Raw genomic sequence first — 23,783 nt, 5'->3', positions numbered from 1 at the left:
ATGCTTTTCAATAGGACAAGATGAAATAATAAAAGGGAATGTCTATTTGTGTGGGGAAGACTTCATTCTTACGGATGATTAGATCGATTACTCAAGTTTCAAAGGGCAAGTTATCTCTCAAGCTATCTAACATCATTGAGGTGGGTCTAAGCGCATTAAAATGGACTGCAGAGTGTGTATAGTTAAGGGTGAAAGGAGATTACCGATGAACGAGCAACAACGATTAGCAAGTCGACAAGCAAATTCCTCTACGAAAAAAGAAGAGAAGGATTATAGCAAGTACTTTGAAAGTGTATACCAACCACCTTCCTTGAAATTGGCGAAAAAGCGTGGAAAAGAAGAAGTTAAAATTGAACGAGATTTTGGCTTACCTGAAGAGTTCCGTAATTTTGGCGCAGGAAGAAAGTTTTACATTCGTACATATGGCTGTCAAATGAATGAGCATGATACAGAAGTAATGGCAGGGATTTTTACAACACTTGGATATGAGCCAACCTTTTCAACTGAAGAGGCAGATGTGATTTTATTAAATACTTGTGCAATTCGTGAAAATGCTGAAAATAAAGTGTTCGGTGAACTTGGTCATTTAAAATCATTAAAGCGAAGAAATCCGGATCTTTTAATTGGTGTATGTGGTTGTATGTCTCAAGAGGAATCTGTTGTAAATAAAATTATGCAAAAAAATCAGCATGTAGATATGGTGTTTGGTACACATAATATTCATAGATTACCGTATATCTTAAAGGACGCAATGTTCTCAAAAGAGACGGTGGTTGAAGTTTGGTCAAAAGAAGGGGATGTAATTGAAAACCTTCCGAAAGTACGTCGTGGTGATATTAAAGCTTGGGTAAATATTATGTATGGCTGTGATAAGTTCTGTACATATTGTATTGTACCGTATACACGCGGAAAAGAGCGCAGCAGACGTCCAGAAGATATTATTAAAGAAATTCGCCATTTAGCTGCGAACGGTTATAAAGAAATTACGTTACTTGGACAAAACGTAAACGCATACGGTAAAGACTTTGAAGATATACAATATGGTCTTGGCGATTTAATGGATGAACTTCGTAAAATCGATATCGCACGTATTCGTTTTACAACAAGCCATCCACGTGATTTTGACGATCATTTAATTGATGTTCTTGGAAAAGGTGGTAACCTAGTAGAACATATCCACTTACCGGTTCAATCTGGTAGTACAGATATGCTTAAAATTATGGCACGTAAATATTCGCGAGAACACTATTTAGAGCTTGTACGAAAAATTAAAGAAACCATTCCGAATGCAGTACTAACGACTGATATTATCGTTGGTTTCCCAAATGAAACGGATGAGCAGTTTGAAGAGACGATGTCGTTATATCGTGAAGTAGGATTTGATACGGCATTTACATTTATTTATTCTCCGCGTGAAGGTACACCAGCTGCAAAAATGCAGGATAATGTTCCGATGGAAGTGAAGAAAGAGCGATTACAGCGCTTAAACAAACTGGTAAATGAATATTCAGTTAATAAGAATAGACGTTATATAGGACAAATTGTAGAAGTATTAGTTGATGGAGAAAGTAAGAATAACCCTGAAGTACTTGCGGGATACACACGTACGAATAAACTTGTAAACTTTGTTGCTTCAAAATCTTTAATTGGTCAGCTTGTGAAAGTAAAAGTAACGGAAGCAAAAACTTGGTCTCTTAACGGGGAATTGGTTAAGGAACCGATTGAGGTGAAATAGATGAAAGTATATACGAAAGATGAAATTGTTGAGCAAGCGAAAGAATTAGCGAGAATGATCTCTGAAACAGAAGAAGTCGATTTCTTTAAGCGAGCAGAAGCACAAATTCATAAAAATGAAAATGTAAAGCGAGCAATTGATGAAATAAAAGCTTTGCAAAAACAAGCAGTAAACTTGCAACATTATGGGAAATGGGAAGCCTTGAAAAAAGTAGAAGCTGAAATTGATGCACTTCAAGATAAGTTAGATAATATCCCAGTTGTACAGGAGTTTAAATCTTCACAAACATATGTAAATGACTTACTACAGCTAGTTGCTAGTACCATTTCTAACAATGTAACAGATGAAATATTAGTTTCAACTGGCGGCGATGTATTGAAGGGTGAAACTGGTGCAGCGGTAGAAAGTAAAAAAGGAAATTGTGGTTGTTAAAGAGATGTCTTATTGACATCTCTTTTTTTTATTGGGTTATATCGCAAATTCTTCTCAAAAAAAAGAATGACACATTCCGCTATTGTCACGCATATGATTAAGTGAATAGTGATTGAGGAGGGTTACGAATGTCCGAATTTAGAGAGATTATTACAAAAGCAGTGGTTGGAAAAGGACGTAAGTATACAAAGTCAACGCATACATGTGAATCGAATAATGAGCCAACAAGTATTTTAGGGTGCTGGGTAATTAACCATTCGTACGAAGCGAGAAAGAATGGGAAACATGTGGAAATTGAAGGTTTCTATGATGTAAACACTTGGTATTCATTTGATGGAAACACAAAGACTGAAGTTGTAACAGAACGTGTTAACTACACTGATGAAGTAAGTATTGGGTATCGTGATAAAAACTTCTCTGGTGACGATTTAGAAATTATCGCTCGTGTAATTCAGCCACCAAATTGTTTAGAAGCTCTTGTGTCGCCAAATGGTAATAAAATTGTTGTGACAGTAGAACGTGAATTTGTAACAGAAGTAGTTGGGGAAACGAAAATTTGTGTAAGTGTAAATCCTGAAGGTTGCGTAGAATCAGATGAGGATTTCCAAGTCGATGATGATGAGTTTGAAGAATTAGATCCGAACTTTATCGTTGATGCAGAAGAAGAGTAAGAGAAAGCTAGGGAGAAGTTCTTCCTAGCTTTTTACAGTACATAAGTGGTGCTGCATGAACATGATTCCTTATGAAATGTGCTATAATGAGGAAAGACTCCTGGAATAGGAGATATGAGTGTCCGTGAAGTGTGACATATATGAATATAGATTATTATGTAAGAATTATGGAGGAAAGACATGACGCAATATACGCCTATGATACAGCAATACTTAAAGGTTAAGGCAGACTATCAAGATGCCTTTTTATTTTTCCGATTAGGTGATTTTTATGAAATGTTCTTTGAAGATGCGGTTAAAGCAGCTCATGAACTTGAAATTACATTAACGAGCCGAGATGGTGGTAGTAGTGAACGCATACCGATGTGCGGTGTACCGCATCATGCAGCTAAAAATTATATTGAACAACTTGTTGAAAAAGGATATAAAGTAGCTGTTTGTGAGCAAGTGGAAGATCCAAAAACAGCTAAAGGTGTAGTACGTCGTGAAGTAGTACAACTAATTACGCCAGGAACGATGATGGAAGGGCGTACAATAGATGAGAAAGAGAATAACTTCTTAGCAGCATTAACACATTTCGAAGATGGATCTTATGCGCTAGCTTGTAATGACTTAACGACTGGACAAAATACAGTGACGTTATTAACTGGTTCAGTAGAAGATATTTTATTAGAAGTGTATGCGACTGGTTCAAAAGAAATTGTTGTAGATTCTACTTTTTCAAAAGATGAATTAAATAAATTAACTGAAACATTAAAAATGACGATTTCGTATGAAGATGCAACAACTATTCCAGAAGGATTAGAACATCTTGTGAAAAATGTTTCCCAAGCAAAATTAATTAAAGCAATTGGACGCTTATTTAACTATGTGATAAGAACACAAAAACGTTCGTTAGATCACTTGCAACCAGTAGAAATTTATTACACGAATCAATTTATGAAAATTGATGTGCATTCAAAACGCAATTTAGAGTTAACAGAGACTCTTCGCACGAAGGAAAAGACAGGCTCATTATTATGGCTATTAGACAAAACAAAAACGGCTATGGGTGGGCGTATGTTAAAACAGTGGATGGAACGTCCACTTATCCAGAAAGAAAAAGTTGAAGAGCGTTTAGAAATGGTTGAAACGTTTGTAAATGATTACTTCTTACGTGAAGATTTAAAAGAAAAGTTAAAAGAAGTATATGATTTAGAGCGTTTAGCAGGGAAAGTTGCATTTGGTAATGTAAATGCACGGGACTTATTACAATTAAGACGTTCTTTACTGCAAGTACCAGCTATTTTAGAAGCGATTAGTCTTTTAGATAATGCTTATGCAGCAAGGTTAATTCAAGGTGCAGATCCATGTGAGAGCTTAACTGAATTACTAGGAAGAAGTATTCAAGAAAACCCACCGCTTTCTATTAAAGATGGAGATATTATTAAAGATGGCTATAATGATAAGCTTGATCAATATCGTTACGTTAGTAAAAACGGAAAAACGTGGATTGCTGAGCTTGAAAAACGAGAGCGTGATATTACAGGGGTTAAATCATTAAAAATTGGGTACAACCGTATTTTCGGCTACTATATTGAAGTGACGAAGGCTAATCTTGCAGCACTTCCAGAAGGGCGCTATGAGCGTAAACAAACACTTGCAAATGCAGAGCGTTTCATAACAGATGAGCTAAAAGAAAAAGAAACATTAATCTTAGAAGCAGAAGAGAAAATTGTACAATTAGAATACGATTTATTTACAGCACTTCGCGAAGAAGTAAAAGTATTCATTCCGAAATTACAGCATTTAGCGAAAGTAATTAGTGAACTAGACGTACTGCAAAGCTTTGCGACAGTTAGTGAAGAAGAGCAGTTTGTAAAACCTGTTTTAACAAATAAGCGCGAAATCTTTATTAAAGATGGTCGTCATCCTGTCGTTGAAAAAGTATTGAACGGAAAATTGTATGTACCGAATGATTGTATTATGCCGGAGAAGATGGATGTCTTTTTAATTACAGGACCGAACATGTCTGGTAAAAGTACGTATATGAGACAATTAGCACTTGTTACTGTTATGTCACAAATTGGTTGTTTTGTACCAGCGACAGAAGCAGTATTACCTGTCTTCGATCAAATCTTTACGAGAATTGGTGCAGCGGATGATTTAATCTCAGGTCAAAGTACATTTATGGTTGAAATGTTAGAAGCGAAAAATGCAATTGCAAATGCATCAGAGAGAAGTTTAATTTTATTCGATGAAATTGGACGCGGTACATCTACGTATGATGGTATGGCACTTGCGCAAGCAATCATTGAACATATTCATGACCAAATTGGTGCGAAAACATTATTCTCTACACATTATCATGAATTAACAGTGTTAGAAGAAAGTTTAGACCAACTAAAGAATGTACATGTTTCAGCAATTGAAGAGAATGGAAAAGTAGTTTTCCTTCATAAAATTCAAGATGGAGCGGCTGATAAAAGTTACGGAATTCACGTTGCTCAACTTGCCGAGCTTCCAGAGAGCTTAATCGCTCGCGCGAAAGAAGTGTTAGCACAACTAGAAGGACAGGAAGAAATTATTATTCCGAAACGAGTAGAAGTGAAAGTACCAGAAGTCGCTCCAGAACCAGTTGTTGTAAAAGAAGAACCGGCAGAAATACAAGAAAAGAAAGAAGAGACTGAAGAAGAATCACAATTATCTTTCTTTAGTGCAGAGCAGTCTTCGAAAAAACAAGAAAAGCTAGTTCTAGATGCAAAAGAAACGGCAGTACTTGCACAAATTAAAAAGATTGATTTACTCGATATGACGCCTTTAGAAGCGATGAACGAACTGTATCGCTTGCAGAAAAAGTTAAAGAAAGGATGAGTAAGTAGATGGGGAAAATTCGCAAACTCGATGATCAACTCTCTAACTTAATTGCGGCAGGGGAAGTAGTAGAGCGCCCTGCCTCGGTCGTAAAAGAACTTGTAGAAAATTCTATCGATGCGAATAGTACATCTATTGAAATCCACTTAGAAGAAGCTGGATTATCGAAAATTCGCATCATTGATAATGGAGATGGCATTGCAGAAGAAGATTGTATCGTTGCATTTGAACGCCACGCAACGAGCAAAATTAAAGATGAAAATGATTTGTTTCGTATAAGAACGCTCGGTTTCCGCGGAGAGGCCCTGCCGAGTATTGCTTCTGTAAGTGAATTAGAATTAATCACAAGCACAGGTGATGCGCCTGGTACACACCTTATTATTAAAGGTGGAAACATTATAAAACAAGAGAAAACGGCGAGCCGAAAAGGAACAGATATTACAGTACAAAACTTATTCTTTAATACACCAGCACGCCTTAAATATATGAAAACTATTCATACAGAGCTTGGTAACATTACAGATATCGTGTATCGTATTGCAATGTCGCATCCAGAAGTATCGTTAAAACTGTTTCATAATGAAAAGAAATTGCTTCATACATCAGGAAACGGTGATGTAAGACAAGTACTTGCATCGATTTACAGCATTCAAGTTGCGAAGAAGCTTATTCCGATTGAAGCTGAATCTCTAGACTTTACAATTAAAGGATATGTAACATTACCAGAAGTAACGAGAGCGTCGCGTAACTATATGTCAACGATTGTAAATGGCCGTTACGTTCGAAATTTCGTATTAATGAAAGCCATTCAGCAAGGATATCATACGTTATTGCCAATCGGACGATACCCAATCGGCTTCTTATCAATTGAAATGGATCCAATGCTTGTTGACGTTAACGTACATCCAGCAAAATTAGAAGTACGCTTTAGTAAAGAACAAGAATTGCTAAAGCTTATCGAAGAAACATTGCAAGCTGCATTCAAAAAAATACAACTCATTCCAGATGCTGGTGTAACAACGAAGAAAAAAGAAAAAGATGAAAGTGTGCAAGAACAGTTCAAGTTTGAGCATACAAAACCGAGAGAATCATCTATGCCTAACATCGTTTTACCAACAGGAATGGATGAGAAACAAGAAGAAACAACGACTGTGAAACAGCCAGCACAACTGTGGCAACCGCCGAAGCAAGAATGGCAACCACCACAGTCGCTAGTAAGAGAAGAACAAAATTGGCAGCCATCCTCTAAGCTGGTAATAGAAGAAACGGTTCGAGAGGAAAGGGAATGGACTAGCAATGATGACGATTTTGAATTAGAGGAATTGGAAGAAGAAGTCGGGGAGATAGAAGAGATCAAAATGAACGGTAATGACTTACCACCGCTTTATCCAATTGGACAAATGCATGGAACATATATTTTTGCTCAAAATGATAACGGGCTATATATGATTGATCAGCATGCAGCGCAGGAACGTATCAATTATGAATACTTCCGTGATAAAGTGGGACGAGTTACGCAAGAAGTACAAGAACTGCTTGTACCATACCGTATTGACTTATCTCTTACCGAATTTTTACGTGTCGAAGAGCAGCTAGAAGAACTAAAAAAAGTCGGTCTATTTTTAGAGCAATTCGGCCATCAATCCTTTATCGTCCGCTCGCATCCAACGTGGTTCCCGAAAGGACAAGAAACAGAAATTATCGACGAAATGATGGAGCAAGTCGTCAAACTAAAAAAAGTTGATATTAAAAAGTTACGTGAAGAAGCAGCCATCATGATGAGCTGTAAAGCATCGATTAAAGCAAATCAATATTTAACGAACGATCAAATATTCGCTTTACTCGAAGAACTTCGTACGACGACAAACCCATATACATGCCCGCACGGTAGACCGATTCTTGTGCATCATTCTACTTATGAGTTAGAGAAGATGTTTAAGAGGGTTATGTAAGGTTAATAAAATTAGATTTCAAAAGGGAGCAACAGTACATAGTTGCTCCCTTTTAATATGTAGAGTTAATTGTTAAACGAAAATATGACGGAGTAATTTTACAGTTTATTCAAATTTGAGCATACCATACTTAAGGTTGTAAGTAGTTTATTTCTAGGCTCAGGCAGCTTTAATTTATCTATGTATAAAAAAGTGCTGTAGGTCAGCACTTTTTAAAAGGTACGTGAATTGTATAATAAAGATTTATACATTGCTAAAAACGTAACTATGCATGGCCAAATATAGATTCTTATTTTGCTAATTGTTATAAGGATCTATACAATTATTTATTCTTGTTAGTATTTATTTTTTCAGTATATAGAACTTTTTCTTTGTAATGTTTTGTTATTGGGAAATTATGTGTACCTGTGCCGTTTTTGTATTGTTTATAAACTGGGTTTTTGATAGGGATTGTTGTAGTTTCGGTAAATTCATATGGGTAATTTATTTTAGATTTGTCTTCAAACATGAAAGTGCCTCCTTTTTAGGATTTCCTAAATTCTTTACTATAACATGATATGCATATATATTTTTTTGGACTAGTTATTTATATAGGTTAATGGAATTTAATTACATAACTACTGGAATATTTTACAGGAAAACAATTCGAGAAAGATATTGTATGAAGAGCCGTTGACCAATATTGTTGTTTTTTAAGTTATTGTGATGTATCTGAAATGGCATACAGGTTCATTTAACAACTACTATGTGAGGTTTTTTTGTTTGTCAGCGAAGTAAACAATGCATATATATTCGTTATAGATTGTTTTTATAATGTGATCTATATGGGATTTTCCTGATAATATAATGTGGAATATTATATTATTATTAGGTTATTAGGAACATTTAATGTTGTTTCACAACTGAAAGGGAATTGAAAAAGAACTGAAACTTTTCTCATAAAAATTCAATCTTACTTGAAAAATGAAAGGAAAATGAAATTTTCCGAAAGAAATTCTTTGTTAAGATAAAAAGCATACATACAAAAAAGTATTGACATATGGAGAAAAATGTATTTTCAAGATATAGTGGGGGAAAAGATGAGATTAGAAAAACAATTAATAAAAAAGATGTATTATGAAACATTCCTAATGGAGAATGAAACACAACCACCTCTTCAAGTGCTTGGAGAAGCTTACTTAAACGAAGAAAGAGATGAGATTTCCGATGGATCTTATATTCGTTTTGCACAGGGTGAATTTTATTATCACCATCAAGATTTTGAAGCAGCTATTTTTAAATGGGAGAAAGTTAGTAATGAACTAGCACCATGGGCACAAAAAAATATTGCGGATGCTTACTTCGAACTTAATCGATTATCAGTTGCTGAAAACGTGTATACTTCCATTACAACTGATAACAAAATACTGATGACCGAAATTGTACTGCAATTACTGTCTCTTTACATCGAGCAAAATAATTTTGATTCAGCTTTCGCTGTTATAAAAGAAGCGGTTTCTTTAAATCCCGATTATCCAAACGTCACAACAATTGCACGTTCCTTTTATGAAGAACAGCAAGATTTTGATAGTGCAGTAGAGCTTGCTGTGAACGAGTTAATTCGAACAGAATCTTATCGGTGGTTTGAGGTTCTAAAAGAATATATCGATAAAGGATTTACTAAAAATATTTCACCAGACTATTTTTATAAAGTATTAGTTACATTAAATAATGTAGATCAAGTACAATTTACGCAAATTGTTTCATCACTTTGGCACAGCTATAAAGATGAACAAAATTACTTATTATGGCTCAACACAATAAATGAATTTTTCATACATATCGAAATACATTCGTCCGATATATGGGACGAAATTTCTTCTCTTTACGAAGAAACATACTTTGAATTAATTCAAGGTCAATATATGCTTAGACAATTACACGATATTATTCCAAATCTGTTAACAAATTGGTTAAAGGTAGTCAATCCCTCTCATGCTGTATTTCCATCTGCAGCAGTATTGGCATGGGATGAGATTTTTCCTTCCAAAATAGATTCAGCGGATATAAAACATGCGGAAAACCTACTGTCATATTCTATTAATCATGTGAATGGCTTAGAGTATAGTTTACATCTTTTTGAATCTATTACAGGGTGGGCACAAGAACATGATTTAGAAATGGGTCACCGATTTAGCTGGTTAGTTGGCGAGCTTGCAGATTTAAGAACAAATCGCCTATTAGTAACTGGAACTTCAGGAAACGGAAAAGCTTCATTTATTAACTCTATTTTAGGAGAAAATATATTAGAAAACTCAATCTCAAATGTAGTTGTTTTTAAAAATGACGCTTATACAGAAATTAACGCTATAACAGATTCGGAAATTACAAGAACTGAGAATTTCTCTGATTTCCATAACATGATGTCTCTACACCGTCAAACATATAGAGATAGAGCATGTGTTGAATTTAAATTACCATGCAGATTTTTAAGTAAAAACAAACTTACATTCGTTGTTACACCTAGCTTTAATAGGAACAATGACGCGAAAGATGAAGTGTTTGAATATTTGAATTCTACAGATGAATTATTATTCGTATTGAATGCGGATTCACCTTTTACTGACAAAGAACGTGACATTCTATTAAGTATTCAAGAACATACACCAAATCTACAAGTTCATTTCTTATTAAATAAAATCGATAACATTTACAATGAAGCAGAAGCAAAAAGAGTTATACAAGATACGCAAGTGAGAATAAGCACATATTTCCCTAATGCAAGAATTTTCCCTTATTCTTCGTTATATACAAATAGTAAACAACTAAACGATTTAACTGAGTTTATTCATTTTAACTTTAACCATAAAAATATCGATGCAGCACGTAATGAAAAGCTATTGTTTTTCATTCGAAAAACAATTACATATCTTTTGGATAAACGCGTCGAGAGGGAAAACAATCTAGTGGATTCTATTAATTGGAATGAAGATATGTTAGTTAAACTAAATGGTTGTATTAATAACCTTACTGCTTTTGAGAAGGACAAAATTCATTTAATTACAGAATCATATCGTACAATGAAAAATGAAATTACTAATGATCTTACAGAACATATTCCGAAACTATTGCAGAGTTGTTCCGATTTAATTAGTGAAGAAAGCGATTTTGGTCACATTGATATTGAACTAAACACAGCGATGAATGAAAGAGTGCAACAATATCTAGAACAAACTGTATTACCTAATCTTGCTCGCTCTATGCAAAATTGGATTGCGACTTCTAATAACGAGCTCCTTCAAAGTCAATTGTACTTAGAAGAAACCAGTGAAGGACTTAATTCTTTATTTGGAGAAAATCGAATACAGTTAGAATGTGACTTTAAAGTAATTGATGACTGGCGCAGAGATACTGATAGAATGACAACTAGAATACAAATGGAAGAAGTAAATATTTTACGCCGATTTACACCAGCACAATTTTTACTGAAAAGTGCCGGTAAATTATTTGGAGTTCTTCCTAAAAATAAAGCTATGCTATATAACAAATACAAACAGTATTTAGAAAATGAAGATTATACCGATGTAACGGCTTCTATTATGAAAAAGTTTTTCTTACAATTTGAGCTGTTTGAAAACACACAAGAACGGGATATTAATATGTTCTTTAGAAATCCATTTGGCGCGTTGGAACAAGCTGTAGAAAGCACTCATTTAGAAATAAAAGAGAAACAAGATAAGCTGCATAAAATGAAATCAAACCCTGAAGTTTATCATGATCCTATAACGCTCTTTGAATTGAGATTACGTCAATGTGAAGTAATCTTGAATATAGGTGAGGATAATTCCTATACAGATTTACCTTTAGAAACAATCATAGAATAAACGTAGAGTAACTCCAAAATATACAATGAAAGTTGATTTTGGAGTTGTTTTTTGCTTACGTCCGTATAATATGTCAGGTCTTTTTTTATATTAAATTGCATCATGTGTTATAAGAGAGTAAAAAGGGAGCAACTGTAGTTAGTTGCTCCCTTCGCATATATAGATTATTTTTCAGTTTCTTTAATTTTAGTTTTTACTTCTCCAGTTTTAATTTTATTACTTTCTGAGAAACGTAATAAATCACCTTCAATAATTTTGTCAGACATTCGTAATTCATTTTGTGCACGGTTAATCATTTCTTGAGCTTCTTTTTTGGGTAAATCTACAATCTCACCTGTTTCTCGATTATAAAAAGTATGATTTGTATAGGCATACTTGTCTGTAACGAAGCTACCATCACGTAAAACAACAAATCCGTTATATTCATCTGAAAACATATCATGACCAAAACGGATATCGTTAGTAGTATCAACCCCTAATAAATTTAGAATAGTAGGTTTCATATCGATTTGTCCTGTAGGCTTTGAAATGGTTTGACCTTCTTTTTGTCCAGGGACATGAATATATAAAGGTGTACGTTGTAAATTTAAAGTATCAAATTCTGTTATTTGATCTTTTTCTAAAAACTGCGCCATTGCGCGATTATGTTTTTCGGAAATGCCATAATGATCACCGTATAACACAATAATAGAATCATCATAAAGTCCCTCAGCCTTTAAACGCTCAATAAAGTTTTTAATTGATTCGTCTAAGTAACGAGCTGTTACGATGTAACGATCAAATACGCTATTACCAGAGTTATATGGTTCAATGAATTTTGTATCTTCATCATACGTAAATGGATAATGGTTTGTTAAAGTAAGGAAACGAGCATAAAATGGTTGATCAATCGTTTTTAATATGTCTACTGATTGATCAAAGTATTCAATATCTTTTAATCCCCAATTTAAATTTGTTTCTGGCGTAATTTTGTAATCAAGTTCATTATAGTAACGATCATAACCAAGAGCAGAGTACATGATATTACGATTCCAAAATGTTGCGTTATTCGCATGAAATACGGTAGTGAAATAACCTTGTTGACGTAAAATTTCTGGAGTCGCAGTATAGTCATTGTTACCGTGTGTAAAGAATACAGCTCCCCGATTTAATGGATACAACGATGTATCTATTAGAAATTCAGAATCTGATGTTTTCCCTTGACCAGTTTGGTGGAAAAAGTTATCAAAGTAATAGCTTTCATTTATGAATTCATTCAAGAACGGTGTAACTTCTTGACCATTGACGGATGCACCTATTAAAAAGGTTTGCAAGGATTCAAGAGTGACGACAATTACGTTTTTTCCTTTTGCTGAGCCAAACATATTAGGATTCGGCTCACTTTGGTTTGCTTTTACATAGTTTTCTGTTTCTTGTAATTTACTACTATCAGCAAGTGCTTTTTGTGATCCTGCTTTTACTTGCAGTGTTAAATCATATACTTGGTGAGTATATAGTCCTAAATTTTTGACAAGCATTACTCGGTCGAAGGATCTAGTTAATAATTCAGGGCGCTCTTTTTCCGCAAGGTTTAAATTCGCAAAAAATACAGCAATTGTTAAGAGAAAATATAACAAGCGTGCAGAATGAGTTACACGTCCTGTTTTAAAGACTATTGATCTCTTCTTTAACAAAATAAAGAAGAAAATAATATCTACGAATGCGAGTATAATTTTGTAGTTTAATATTTCTTTAATACTGCCGCCTAACTGTGTAAAGTTAGATGTTTGCCCAAGTACTGGCAAAGTAACAAAATCGCTATAAAAATCATAGAACATTACATTTCCAACGAGAACTATAGTTAATAAGAAATTAATACATAGCGCTATATAATTTCGCTTTTCACCAGTTGCAAATAATGCTAATCCAACAAATGCTAATGATGCAGCTAGAGGGCTAATAAACAAAATAAGCTCTTGTGTAGAAGACTCAATTTTCAAATCAAAACTGAATCGCGTAATAAGATATGTTTTTAACCATACTGCTAAAGCAATTATTAAAACAAAGCTTATATTTTGCATTTGTAAATTTATTTTATTCTTCATTTTTACACCTTCTTTATCTAATTTATTTAACTAAAGTTATATATTATATTTTTATAACTATTAGAGTGTAATGAACCATCTAGATTATGTTTTCTAAAGGTAATAATTTGACGTGTTCATATATACAATGGGGAATTTTAAAGCGAAGTAACATAAATCTAATTTTTTTAGAAACGGAGCAGAAAAAGTCATAGTTGTAGTGAAAGTGACTTATAGACATCCTAACATATTAAACACTATGATGATGTTACAAAATATCGAACAAATGAAAGTGGAAATGAATAGATGATTTTTAAAATATTTACATTTAATCGGTTAGAATTTTCGAAAAGTTAATTCAAAGTAAACGGTTATATTAATTAGTAGAAAACTACATTCTATATAGAATGTAGTTTTTCATGTGCTTTTAATATATCCCGTAAAATTATGATTCTTTGTGGGTTAATCATCAGCGGGGGAGGGATAATAATTTCATTAAATCTATTATTAGATAAGTAAAGTGTTGGTGAAACTTAAAACATTTGACTGGCATCTTAATTAAAAAGTTTAAATACCTGATAAATATTTTCCAACATACAGACCATTTGCAGCTGCTTGAGATAATGAATGAGTGACGCCTGAACAATCTCCAATTAAAAATAGCCCATTCATACTTGTTTCAAAGTGGTTATTGATTTTTATTGTAGGAGCATAGAACTTTCCATCAATTCCATATAATAAAGTATCATTATCGATAGGCTCTTGAATAAATTGTTCTAAACGTAATAAAAATTCTTTGAGCCCATCAATATACAATTGAGGAATTTCCTTATTCAAATCTCCATAATCTCCGTGCAATGTAGGTTGTATACGATTATGTTTCATGCTGCTTACTATTGTAGGTTGTTTTTTTATTAAATCCTCTAGGCGTTGTATAACAATCCGATCTCGTCTTTGGTTAATGCTTTTAATAATTGAACTTGCGTATACATTTGCTTCTTTGAGAGTTGGAAAATAGCGCGGGATAAATAAAGTAAAATTTAAGTTGGAAGTGCCAGTTCCTTGCTCTCGAAAATTTTGACCGTCAGGCATAACTAAACCTTCTTCGTACTTTCGAATAATGCGTCCTTTTGGATTCATACAGTAAGTAGTAGCCGTGAAATTTTCGCCTTGATAAGAAAGTTTTGTTTCAAAAGTATCTTTTAATATAGAACGTAATTGATGTTCTTTCATTTCTACTCTAATACCCAAATCTACACGTGTTTGTTCCTGAGAAATATTTAGAGAAGTGCACATTTCTTTTAACCAATCCGCCCCAGAACGTCCTGTTGCAAATACTAGTTGCTTAGATTGAACTATTCCTTGATTTGTATTTATTTTAAAATGATCTTTCTGTTTTATAATATGCTCTACATCTATATGAAATCGGATATTTATTTTCGTAAGTAAAAATTCGTAGAGCTGCTGAAAAATGTGACTTGAAAGTGTAGTGCCAAGATGCCTTACTTCTGTTGTGAGCATTTGTAAACCACATGTCTCAGCTCTCTTAGTGAGATTTAGATTTTCTGTAGAATATTTTGAAACTGAACTCCCGCCAAACTGACATAGAATTTCATCTACTTCAGCCATGAGTTGCATAAAACCTTTTTTACCTACTTTTTGCTCGAGTTCGCCTCCAAATCCATTTGTATAATTAAATTTCCCTTCAGATTTTCCTAAACCACCGAAACCGAAATACTTATCACATGAATTACAGTTACATGTTTTCCCTTGGTCTAAAGGGCAATTTCGATGTTCTAGCGGTTTACCTTTATCAAGAATTAAAACCTTTTTGTTGCTTTTGGCTAATGTATAAGCCATAAAAATGCTACTCACTCCAGCACCGATAATTGTAATATCATACATATTTTTTCACCTGCTACCGAATAGTTTGTTTGCTATTTTCCTAGTGTATAACAATTTTACGAAGTTAAGAAATAGCTTGTATTAATAAAGTCATAGTTGTGGATTTGATGCTCTCTCAATTACTCTAAATGGTGAATGAGATACAACAGTTTTTTATTTGAAAAGAAAGATACTTTTAAACAATCATTTTATCATATGGTTAACAAAAAGCTTACATATAAAAAGAACAGACCTTTTAAGTAAAGAGGTCTGCTAATAATTTGAAATAGTTGTTAAGTGCATAAATTTGAAGGGAATTATAGTTTTATTTAGCGAAGACGTGGTTACCGATTACTGCTACTGTTTGACGTGTCGTAATCCATTTGTTTGTTGAAGTTTTTGGATTGTAAAAATAAAGCCAATCAGAATGTATTCCATTTGTAGAGATAGCCTCTTCTACTGCCATTTTTGCTTCTGCGCTTGCAGGCTGATTAATTCTACCATCGGTAACAGGAGTAAATGCATATCCGCGTTTAATAGGTTCATAAATAACACCTGTTATTGTATTTGGAAAACCATTTGCATTTACACGATTCAGGATAACTTTCGCCACCGCTACTTTTCCTTTATATGATTCGCCACCTGCCTCAGCAGTAACTAAGCGTGCCATTAAGTCTTTTTCTTTTTCTGAAATACTTGAATTGATTTTTAAATGTTGTCCTGTATAAAGCTTGTTTCCGACTGTATTGTTAATTTGTTTTATAGATTGAACGGTAACATTGTAACGCTTTGCTATAATTTCTAATGAATCTCCCGGCTGTACTTGATAAATAATTTGTCCAGAGATGTTCTTAGGTTTGTCGTTTTGATGAACAGTGACCTCATTTGATTTCATGGATCCTGGAATATGTAACTGTTCACCAATAAAAGTTTGATCTTTTCCTTTATTATTTGCTTGTTTAATAGATTGTATTGAAACTCCATATTGTTTACTGATACCCCAAAGTGTATCATTCTTTTTTACTGTATGAATGGTGGAAGCCTCAGCTACACCTTGATTACATACGAATGTAATTGCTGCCGCAGATAAAGGAATTATATGTTTTATTTTTAATAATTTCATTGTAAATCCTCCCAATAAAAAATTAAGTTTTAACTGTTGAGTAATGTAGTTCAGAGTATATAAGATATGTATTTATATTTTAATATAAGTATATTAGCACGTATGGAATGAATAATCATTATAAGTTTTTTATTTATATCATGTAGGACCCAAATATGAAATATTGCATATGAAAGCCCATTGAAGTTCGAGTTGTTGATTACTATAATTTATCTAGTGAAAAGGGATATTAAATTTTTTTAATGCATTGAGATGAGAATATGTGGATGTTTTTAAATTTTACTTATATGCAATATTCTATATTTATGAAATGTTATTTATTAAGTAGCTTATGTTATATTCAATAAGTGTGATATAAAACAGAAAGAGAGAGGAATAAAAATGAGCAATAAGAAGTTTATTTTGAAATTATTCATATGTAGTACTATACTTAGCACATTTGTATTTGCTTTCAATGATAAGCAAGCAGTTGCTGCTAGCGCTGGTAATGGGCTTGAAAACTGGTCAAAATGGATGCAACCTATACCCGATAACGTACCGTTAGCACGAATTTCAATTCCAGGAACACATGATAGTGGAACGTTCAAGTTGCAAAATCCGATAAAGCAAGTATGGGGAATGACGCAAGAATATAATTTTCGTTACCAAATGGATCACGGAGCTAGAATTTTTGATATTAGAGGGCGTTTAACAGATGATAATACGATAGTTCTTCATCATGGGCCATTATATCTTTATGTAACATTGCATGAATTTATAAATGAAGCGAAACAATTTTTAAAAGATAATCCAAGTGAAACGATTATTATGTCTTTAAAAAAAGAGTATGAGGATATGAAAGGGGCAGAAGATTCATTTAGTAGTACGTTTGAAAAAAATTATTTTCTTGATCCTATCTTTTTAAAAACAGAAGGGAATATAAGACTTGGAGATGCTCGAGGGAAAATTGTGCTACTAAAAAGATACAGCGGTAGTAATGAATCTAGAGGATATAATAATTTTTATTGGCCAGATAATGACACGTTTACGACAACTGTAAATCAAAATGTAAATGTAACAGTACAAGATAAATATAAAGTGAGTTATGATGAGAAAGTAACATCTATTAAAGATACGATAAATGAAACGATTAACAACAGTGAAGATTGTAATCATCTATATATTAATTTTACAAGCTTGTCTTCTGGTGGTACAGCATGGAATAGTCCATATTATTATGCGTCCTACATAAATCCTGAAATTGCAAACTATATGAAGCAAAAGAATCCTACGAGAGTGGGCTGGGTAATTCAAGATTATATAAATGAAAAATGGTCCCCAATACTTTATCAAGAAGTTATAAGAGCGAATAAGTCACTTGTAAAAGAGTAAAGATTGTCATAGTAAGAAGCGATGAAATACGTCGCTTCTTTTTTGTTTTCTAAAAATTAACATCAAATATAGTTTTACATATCGTACTTTCATGATAGAAAAAAATCGAAACTTGCGATATAATTACACATATAAAATTTGTACCTATAAATTTTATATGTAGTGATAAATTTGATTTATTCTAATGAAACGGAGGTATATACTATGAAGTTTCCACATGATTTTTTATTCGGGGCTGCTTCAGCTTCTTATCAGGTAGAAGGTGCATGGAATGAAGGTGGAAAAGGTGTTACGAATTGGGATGAGTTTTCAAAACTCCCTGGCAAAACATACAATGGAACAAATGGTGATGTAGCTGTTGATCATTATCATCGATATAAGGAAGATGTTCGCTTAATGGCTGAGATGGGATTAGAATCGTATCGCTTTTCTATTTCTTGGGCGAGAATATTGCCGACTGGAGATGGAGAGGTAAATGAAAAAGGAATAGAATTTTATAACAACTTAATTGATGAATGTTTAAAATATGGGATTGTACCGTTTGTAACTTTATATCATTGGGATTTACCTTTACCATTAGAAAAAGATGGTGGATGGACGAATAAACGAACAGCAGAGGCTTTCGTAAAATACGCAGAGATTTGTTTTAAAGCATTTGGTGATAGAGTGAAACATTGGATTACTTTTAACGAAACAGTAATGTTTTGTGGACTAGGGTATTTAAAAGGTGCACATCCACCAGGAATACAAAATGATGTTTCAAAGTACTTTCAAGCGACTCATTATGTATTTTATGCGCATGCAAAAACAGTTGCAGTGTACAAGCAGCTGAAACAATATGGAGAGATTGGGATTACGCATGTTTTCTTACCTGCTTATAGTGTGGATGATCAAAAAGAAAATATACTAGCAGCAAATCATGCGAATGAATATGAAATGTATTGGTACTATGATCCAGTTTTAAAAGGTGAGTATCCGTCTTATGTTGTGCAGGAATTAAAGGGAAAAGGATGGACTCCTAATTGGACGGTTGAAGAATTAGAAATCATTAAACAAAATGCCGAAAAAAATGATTTTATTGGCTTGAATTATTATCAACCGATACGAGTAGAAAGATACGATATGGATATAAAGAGCGAGGAGCATTCTCGAGAAAACTCAACACTTGCTCCAGGTAATCCTTCTTTTGATGGTTTTTATCGAACTGTTAAAATGGATGATAAAACATATACAAAATGGGGATGGGAAATATCTCCCGAAGGTTTCTTAGATGGATTGCATATGTTGAAAGCGCGTTACGGTGACATAAAGATGTATGTAACGGAGAATGGACTTGGTGATGAAGATCCAATCATTGACGGAGAAATTGTAGATGTTCCGAGAATTAAATTTATTGAAGAGCATTTAAAAATAATGAAGCGTGCAATTCAAGAGGGAATCAATTTAAAAGGTTATTATGCATGGTCTGTTATTGATTTGTTGAGTTGGCTAAATGGATATAAAAAGCAATATGGCTTTATTTTTGTCGATCATAATGATAACTTAAAACGTAAGAAGAAACTTTCGTTTCATTGGTATAAGCATGTGATCGAAACGAGAGGAGAAGAGTTATAACAGATAAAAGAGTATTTTAGGAGAAAGTGTATGAGTGCAAAGTATAAACAAATTGCAGATGTGTTAGAGCAAAACATTCGAGATGGACTTTTTAATGAAACGAAAAAACTACCTACAGAAGAAGCGTTGATGAATCGATTTGAAGTAAGCCGTAATACGATACGTAAAGTAATTAGCCAGCTTGTTAATAGAGGTTATATTTTTCAAGTGCAAGGTAGTGGCATGTTTTTACGCGAAACTTCTGTAACAGATTACATTAATTTAGGCAGTTTACGTGGATTAACGAAAAACCTCGTTTCACAAAATATTGAAACGAAAGTGTTAGAGCTTGAAGTAATAGATGCGGACGAAGAGATAGCAAAGCGGATGCAATGCGAAGCTGGAACTAGGCTATATTTATTGAAGCGTTTAAGAATTGTAGATGGGAAACCATTCTCTATTGAAGTAAGTTATTTCAAAAAGGATATCATTCCTTATTTGAATGAAGAAATAGCATTAAGCTCTGTATACAGTTATTTCATTGAAGATTTACGATTAAATATTGGTTTTGCCGATAAAGTTATTAGTTGTGAAAAAGTAAATGAAAAAAATGCACAGCTTTTAGAACTAAATGAAGGTGATCCGGCGCTTCTTATTGAAAATACAGTTTATCTTGTAAATGGAACAATTTTCGAGTTATCTCAATCGATGTTTCATTATGAAAAGACTAAACTTCTGGATCGGATTAATTTTAAGTGAAAATGAATATAAATAATCTTGCAAAAAAGCAACTGGTCATAAGCGATCAGTTGCTTTTTATTTTGAAGTGGATGAGCAAAAAAACCTAAAAGTGGTTGGTCCGTTTTTCGCAAACTTCTATTATGATAAGAGAAGAAAGATAGTATTTTATTGATACCTTAAGAAGGACATTTTATATGTATCTCCTTTGTTTAAATAGACTGGTTTTAGAGAGGGGAAAAGACAATGAGTTTTGCAATTTCACTAGTTGTTATTATTGTAATTGTATCGCTGTTTGGGACCGTACTAGTCGCACGAAATGTGGAAGAGAATTATGGCAAGTCTACAAAAAGGAATGTGAAAAATTTATCTGCTATCTATATTATCCTTCTTTTTGTTTTACTTGTTGGGGTAACGTGGTATGCGGTAGTGATTTGATAGCTTTTTTAAGGAAAAGGTTAATATTGTGTATGATGGAGGAGTATTGTTTTGATAAAAAATGAACGCCACGTTTTAATTGTTTTTCCACATCCAGATGATGAGTCATATTGCGTGGCAGGTACAATTTTGGCTTATGCTCAGCGGAATGTTCCTCTAACTTACGTTTGTTTAACGCTAGGTGAAATGGGGAGAGCAATGGGAAATCCTCCTTTTGCAACACGGGAATCATTATATGTTATAAGAGAGAAGGAATTAAAGAGAGCTACTAATATTCTAGGGATTAAAGATTTACGTATGATGGGGTATCGTGATAAGACTCTTGAATTTGAAACTCCTGGAGAATTAAGAAGTGTAATACAAAAATGTGTGGAAGAATTGAATCCTTCGTTAGTCATTTCTTTTTATCCGGGATATGCAGTTCATCCAGATCATGATGCAACAGGAGAAGCAGTAGTTGAGGCGTTAGCTAATATCCCAGAAAATAAAAGGCCAACATTTTATGCTGTAGCTTTTTCAAATAATCATGAAGCGGAAATAGGGCCTCCAAATCTTAAAAATGAAGTGAAAGAATATGTTCCAAAAAAATTGGAGGCATTACGAGCACATGCATCACAATTTGCTACCAAGGTGGAGGAACTGGAAAGAGAATATGGAGAAGGTGTTCCAGAAACAGTTGAGTGGTTAGAAAGAGAACCGTTTTGGATATATCCATTTAATGATAAGAAAATGTAATGCTATAGCTGAAGGGGATTTATATGTATTTTATATATAAGAATCGAAAGGTTTATTACAATATAGAAGGATCGGGACCAGTTATATTGTTTTTACACGGTCTTGGAGGGAATTCAAATAATTGGTTATATCAAAGGGAATATTTCAAGAAAAAATGGACAGTAATCTCACTCGATTTACCTGGACACGGGAAATCCGAAGGGGTGGAAATTAGTTTTAAAGAATATTCAAATGTTTTATATGAGTTATGTAATTACTTAAAGCTAAAATCAGTAGCAATTTGCGGTCTTTCAAAAGGGGCTAGAGTGGGTATCGATTTTGCTATTCAATATCCAGATGTTGTTTCTAGCTTAATTGTTGTAAATGCATTTCCGTATTTGGAATCGGCAGATCGTAAAGAACGACTTGAAGTATATGATTTACTTAGCTTACATGATAACGGGAAAACCTGGGCGGATACGTTATTGAAGGCAATGGGGGTAGAAGATAATAAAGCAATCGTCCGAGGATTTCATCAATCTCTACAATCTATTAATCCGATGCATATTCAAAGGTTATTCGCTGAATTAGTTGATTACGATCAAAGGCCTTACCTCTCGAACATTTTATGTCCTACTTTAATAATACGAGGAGAGAATGATTATTTTGTTCCGGAAAAGTATGTGAGAGAATTTGAAAAAAACTTGAGAAAAGTGACTTTCGTTGAGTTGAAAAATAGTGGGCACTTGCCTTATTTAGAACAGCCTACTATTTTTAATATGACGGTGGAGACATTTGTAAATCATGTGATTGATTAATACTATTTGTACAGTGAATACTGTTATTAACGAATTAGAGACGTCAGTTTTAAGAGGAGGGAACTAAATGGAATGGCAACCGAATCGTGAAGATAAGATACCAGTGTATAAACAAATTGCTGATTACATTGAAAGAGGCATTTCTACCGGTGAATTCCCTTCTGATAGAAAATTACCTTCTGAGCGTATGTTAGCACAGAAGTTACAAGTGAACCGGAGTACGGTAGTAGCTGCTTATGAGGAATTAAAATCACTTGGGGTAGTAGAACGGCAAAAAGGAAGCGGCACTCGGGTGAATACAGACATATGGGGTGTGTCACATAAACGAATACCGAACTGGGGTAGGTACGTTGAGGATGGATCGTTCTTACCTAATGTACCACTTGTTCAACAAATTCGAACGGAAACACAAAAAGATGATTTAATCAATTTAGCGAGTGGTGAATTGTCACCAGAATTAATTCCGAGTGATAGATTTCGAACAATTTTGTCGGAGAAAACATTTATGGAAAATCTCGGTTATGACCATCCACTTGGAAATGAAATGTTGCGAAAAACAATTGCAGCACATGTCGAGCAATATAAACAAATAGAAGCAGATTCAAGCTCTATTCTTATTACATCTGGAGCTCAGCAGGCACTTAATCTTATCGTCCAATGTTTGTTAAAGCCTGGCGATGCGATTGCAATTGAGGATCCTTCCTATTGTTATTCACTTCCGATGTTTAAATCAGCAGGTTTAAAAATATTCCGTTTACCAGTTGATCAGCATGGTATGAATCCAGATGACTTAATCGATTTGCACAAAAAGCATCGCATTCGTATGGTGTTTTTAAATCCGGATTATCAAAATCCAACCGGAACGGTACTTTCATTGGCAAGACGTAAAAAGATTTTAGAACTATCTTCTGAATTTGGTATACCGATTGTAGAAGATGATCCGTATAGTTTGACTTCTTTTAATGGAGAAGTGAATCCAACATTGAAATCGATGGATCAAAATGGAAATGTTCTTTATATAAGTTCATTATCAAAAATTGTTGCATCAGGATTACGTATTGGTTGGGTAATTGGCCCCACGCGCGTAATTGAGCGATTAGCAGATGCGAAGCAGCAAGTTGATTTCGGTCATAGTGTATTTACACAGTGGGTAGCGAACCAATTTTTAGAATCTGAGGATTTTCATACGCATATCACGATGCTTCGTGGACAACTGAAACAAAGAAGAGATGAGTTAATTAGAAAGCTTGAAGAAATATTAGGGGACCAGGTTGAATTTTTTGTTCCTGAGGGCGGAATACATTTATGGTGTAAAGTGCAAGGAACGTTTGATGAATATCATTTACTAGGTGAATCTATACGAAATGGTGTAGCATTTGTCCCAGGAAGCGTTCTAGGTTCGAAAAGTGAATATATACGATTTACTTTTGGCAGAGCGAATGTAGAACAAATTCAGCTTGGAATTACAAGATTTGCAGAGACATTAAACGAGATTCAATAATAAATTGTGGGAATTTGGTATTGAAATGGGGAGT

Annotated in this window: 17 protein-coding genes; 13 read left to right on the top strand and 4 right to left on the bottom strand. The window is 33.8% G+C overall.

Features of this window, described 5'->3' with window-relative positions:
- The first annotated feature begins 205 nt into the window (after positions 1 to 205).
- From miaB to mutL, 5 genes are all read left to right on the top strand, one after another.
- The gene (gene miaB / locus FT637_RS00995; RefSeq protein WP_193644814.1) at positions 206 to 1,735 is read left to right on the top strand and encodes a tRNA (N6-isopentenyl adenosine(37)-C2)-methylthiotransferase MiaB; all 1,530 of its coding nucleotides are present in this window, start codon (positions 206 to 208) and stop codon (positions 1,733 to 1,735) included.
- Complete coding sequence (locus tag FT637_RS00990) at positions 1,736 to 2,167, top strand: RicAFT regulatory complex protein RicA family protein (RefSeq protein ID WP_193644813.1); 432 nt, start codon at positions 1,736 to 1,738, stop codon at positions 2,165 to 2,167.
- A 128-nt stretch (positions 2,168 to 2,295) separates the two neighbouring features.
- Positions 2,296 to 2,838 (top strand): outer spore coat protein CotE, encoded by a 543-nt coding sequence (gene cotE, locus FT637_RS00985; protein WP_001288802.1) that lies wholly within the window; start codon positions 2,296 to 2,298, stop codon positions 2,836 to 2,838.
- 180 nt (positions 2,839 to 3,018) lie between these two features.
- A complete protein-coding gene (gene mutS / locus FT637_RS00980; protein ID WP_193644812.1) occupies positions 3,019 to 5,691 on the top strand; it encodes a DNA mismatch repair protein MutS in 2,673 nt (890 codons plus the stop codon).
- Between the two features lie 8 nt (positions 5,692 to 5,699).
- Positions 5,700 to 7,643 (top strand): DNA mismatch repair endonuclease MutL, encoded by a 1,944-nt coding sequence (gene mutL, locus FT637_RS00975; protein WP_193644811.1) that lies wholly within the window; start codon positions 5,700 to 5,702, stop codon positions 7,641 to 7,643.
- A 322-nt stretch (positions 7,644 to 7,965) separates the two neighbouring features.
- Here mutL and FT637_RS00970 read toward each other — a convergent pair whose 3' ends face one another.
- Positions 7,966 to 8,151, bottom strand: a complete 186-nt coding sequence (locus FT637_RS00970) for a hypothetical protein (protein WP_193644810.1) — start codon at positions 8,149 to 8,151, stop codon at positions 7,966 to 7,968.
- Between the two features lie 571 nt (positions 8,152 to 8,722).
- On the opposite strand from FT637_RS00970, the gene FT637_RS00965 reads away from it, so the two are divergent.
- A complete protein-coding gene (locus tag FT637_RS00965; protein WP_193644809.1) occupies positions 8,723 to 11,506 on the top strand; it encodes a dynamin family protein in 2,784 nt (927 codons plus the stop codon).
- A gap of 164 nt (positions 11,507 to 11,670) precedes the next feature.
- Here FT637_RS00965 and FT637_RS00960 read toward each other — a convergent pair whose 3' ends face one another.
- The 3 genes from FT637_RS00960 to FT637_RS00950 all read right to left on the bottom strand — a co-directional run bounded on the left by FT637_RS00960 (position 11,671) and on the right by FT637_RS00950 (position 16,576).
- On the bottom strand, positions 11,671 to 13,590 hold the full coding sequence (locus FT637_RS00960) for an LTA synthase family protein (RefSeq protein WP_193644808.1): 1,920 nt from the start codon (positions 13,588 to 13,590) through the stop codon (positions 11,671 to 11,673).
- Between the two features lie 546 nt (positions 13,591 to 14,136).
- Complete coding sequence (locus FT637_RS00955) at positions 14,137 to 15,474, bottom strand: NAD(P)-binding protein (RefSeq protein ID WP_193644807.1); 1,338 nt, start codon at positions 15,472 to 15,474, stop codon at positions 14,137 to 14,139.
- A 304-nt stretch (positions 15,475 to 15,778) separates the two neighbouring features.
- On the bottom strand, positions 15,779 to 16,576 hold the full coding sequence (locus FT637_RS00950) for a cell wall hydrolase (RefSeq protein ID WP_002088026.1): 798 nt from the start codon (positions 16,574 to 16,576) through the stop codon (positions 15,779 to 15,781).
- 381 nt (positions 16,577 to 16,957) lie between these two features.
- On the opposite strand from FT637_RS00950, the gene FT637_RS00945 reads away from it, so the two are divergent.
- The 7 genes from FT637_RS00945 to FT637_RS00915 all read left to right on the top strand — a co-directional run bounded on the left by FT637_RS00945 (position 16,958) and on the right by FT637_RS00915 (position 23,749).
- Positions 16,958 to 17,947 (top strand): phosphatidylinositol-specific phospholipase C, encoded by a 990-nt coding sequence (locus tag FT637_RS00945; protein WP_193644806.1) that lies wholly within the window; start codon positions 16,958 to 16,960, stop codon positions 17,945 to 17,947.
- A 204-nt stretch (positions 17,948 to 18,151) separates the two neighbouring features.
- Positions 18,152 to 19,561 carry a glycoside hydrolase family 1 protein gene (locus FT637_RS00940; protein WP_193644805.1) on the top strand — a complete coding sequence of 470 codons (1,410 nt, stop codon included), beginning with the start codon at positions 18,152 to 18,154 and terminating at the stop codon, positions 19,559 to 19,561.
- A gap of 30 nt (positions 19,562 to 19,591) precedes the next feature.
- Complete coding sequence (locus tag FT637_RS00935; protein WP_193644804.1) at positions 19,592 to 20,299, top strand: GntR family transcriptional regulator; 708 nt, start codon at positions 19,592 to 19,594, stop codon at positions 20,297 to 20,299.
- Positions 20,300 to 20,524: 225 nt separating this feature from the next.
- Positions 20,525 to 20,716: a hypothetical protein gene (locus tag FT637_RS00930; protein ID WP_193644803.1), complete on the top strand. Its 192-nt coding sequence runs from the start codon at positions 20,525 to 20,527 to the stop codon at positions 20,714 to 20,716.
- Between the two features lie 54 nt (positions 20,717 to 20,770).
- Positions 20,771 to 21,451, top strand: coding sequence for a bacillithiol biosynthesis deacetylase BshB2 (gene bshB2, locus FT637_RS00925; protein WP_193645506.1), 681 nt, complete (start codon positions 20,771 to 20,773; stop codon positions 21,449 to 21,451).
- 23 nt (positions 21,452 to 21,474) lie between these two features.
- Positions 21,475 to 22,248 (top strand): alpha/beta fold hydrolase, encoded by a 774-nt coding sequence (locus FT637_RS00920; RefSeq protein ID WP_193644802.1) that lies wholly within the window; start codon positions 21,475 to 21,477, stop codon positions 22,246 to 22,248.
- A 67-nt stretch (positions 22,249 to 22,315) separates the two neighbouring features.
- Positions 22,316 to 23,749, top strand: a complete 1,434-nt coding sequence (locus tag FT637_RS00915) for a PLP-dependent aminotransferase family protein (RefSeq protein ID WP_193644801.1) — start codon at positions 22,316 to 22,318, stop codon at positions 23,747 to 23,749.
- Positions 23,750 to 23,783: the final 34 nt, after the last annotated feature.

The sequence above is a fragment of the Bacillus cereus genome (assembly GCF_015071065.1).
GTDB lineage: Bacteria > Bacillota > Bacilli > Bacillales > Bacillaceae_G > Bacillus_A > Bacillus_A cereus_BA.
Note: the sequence above shows the minus strand (reverse complement) of the source record. Positions and strands in the feature narration are given on the sequence as shown.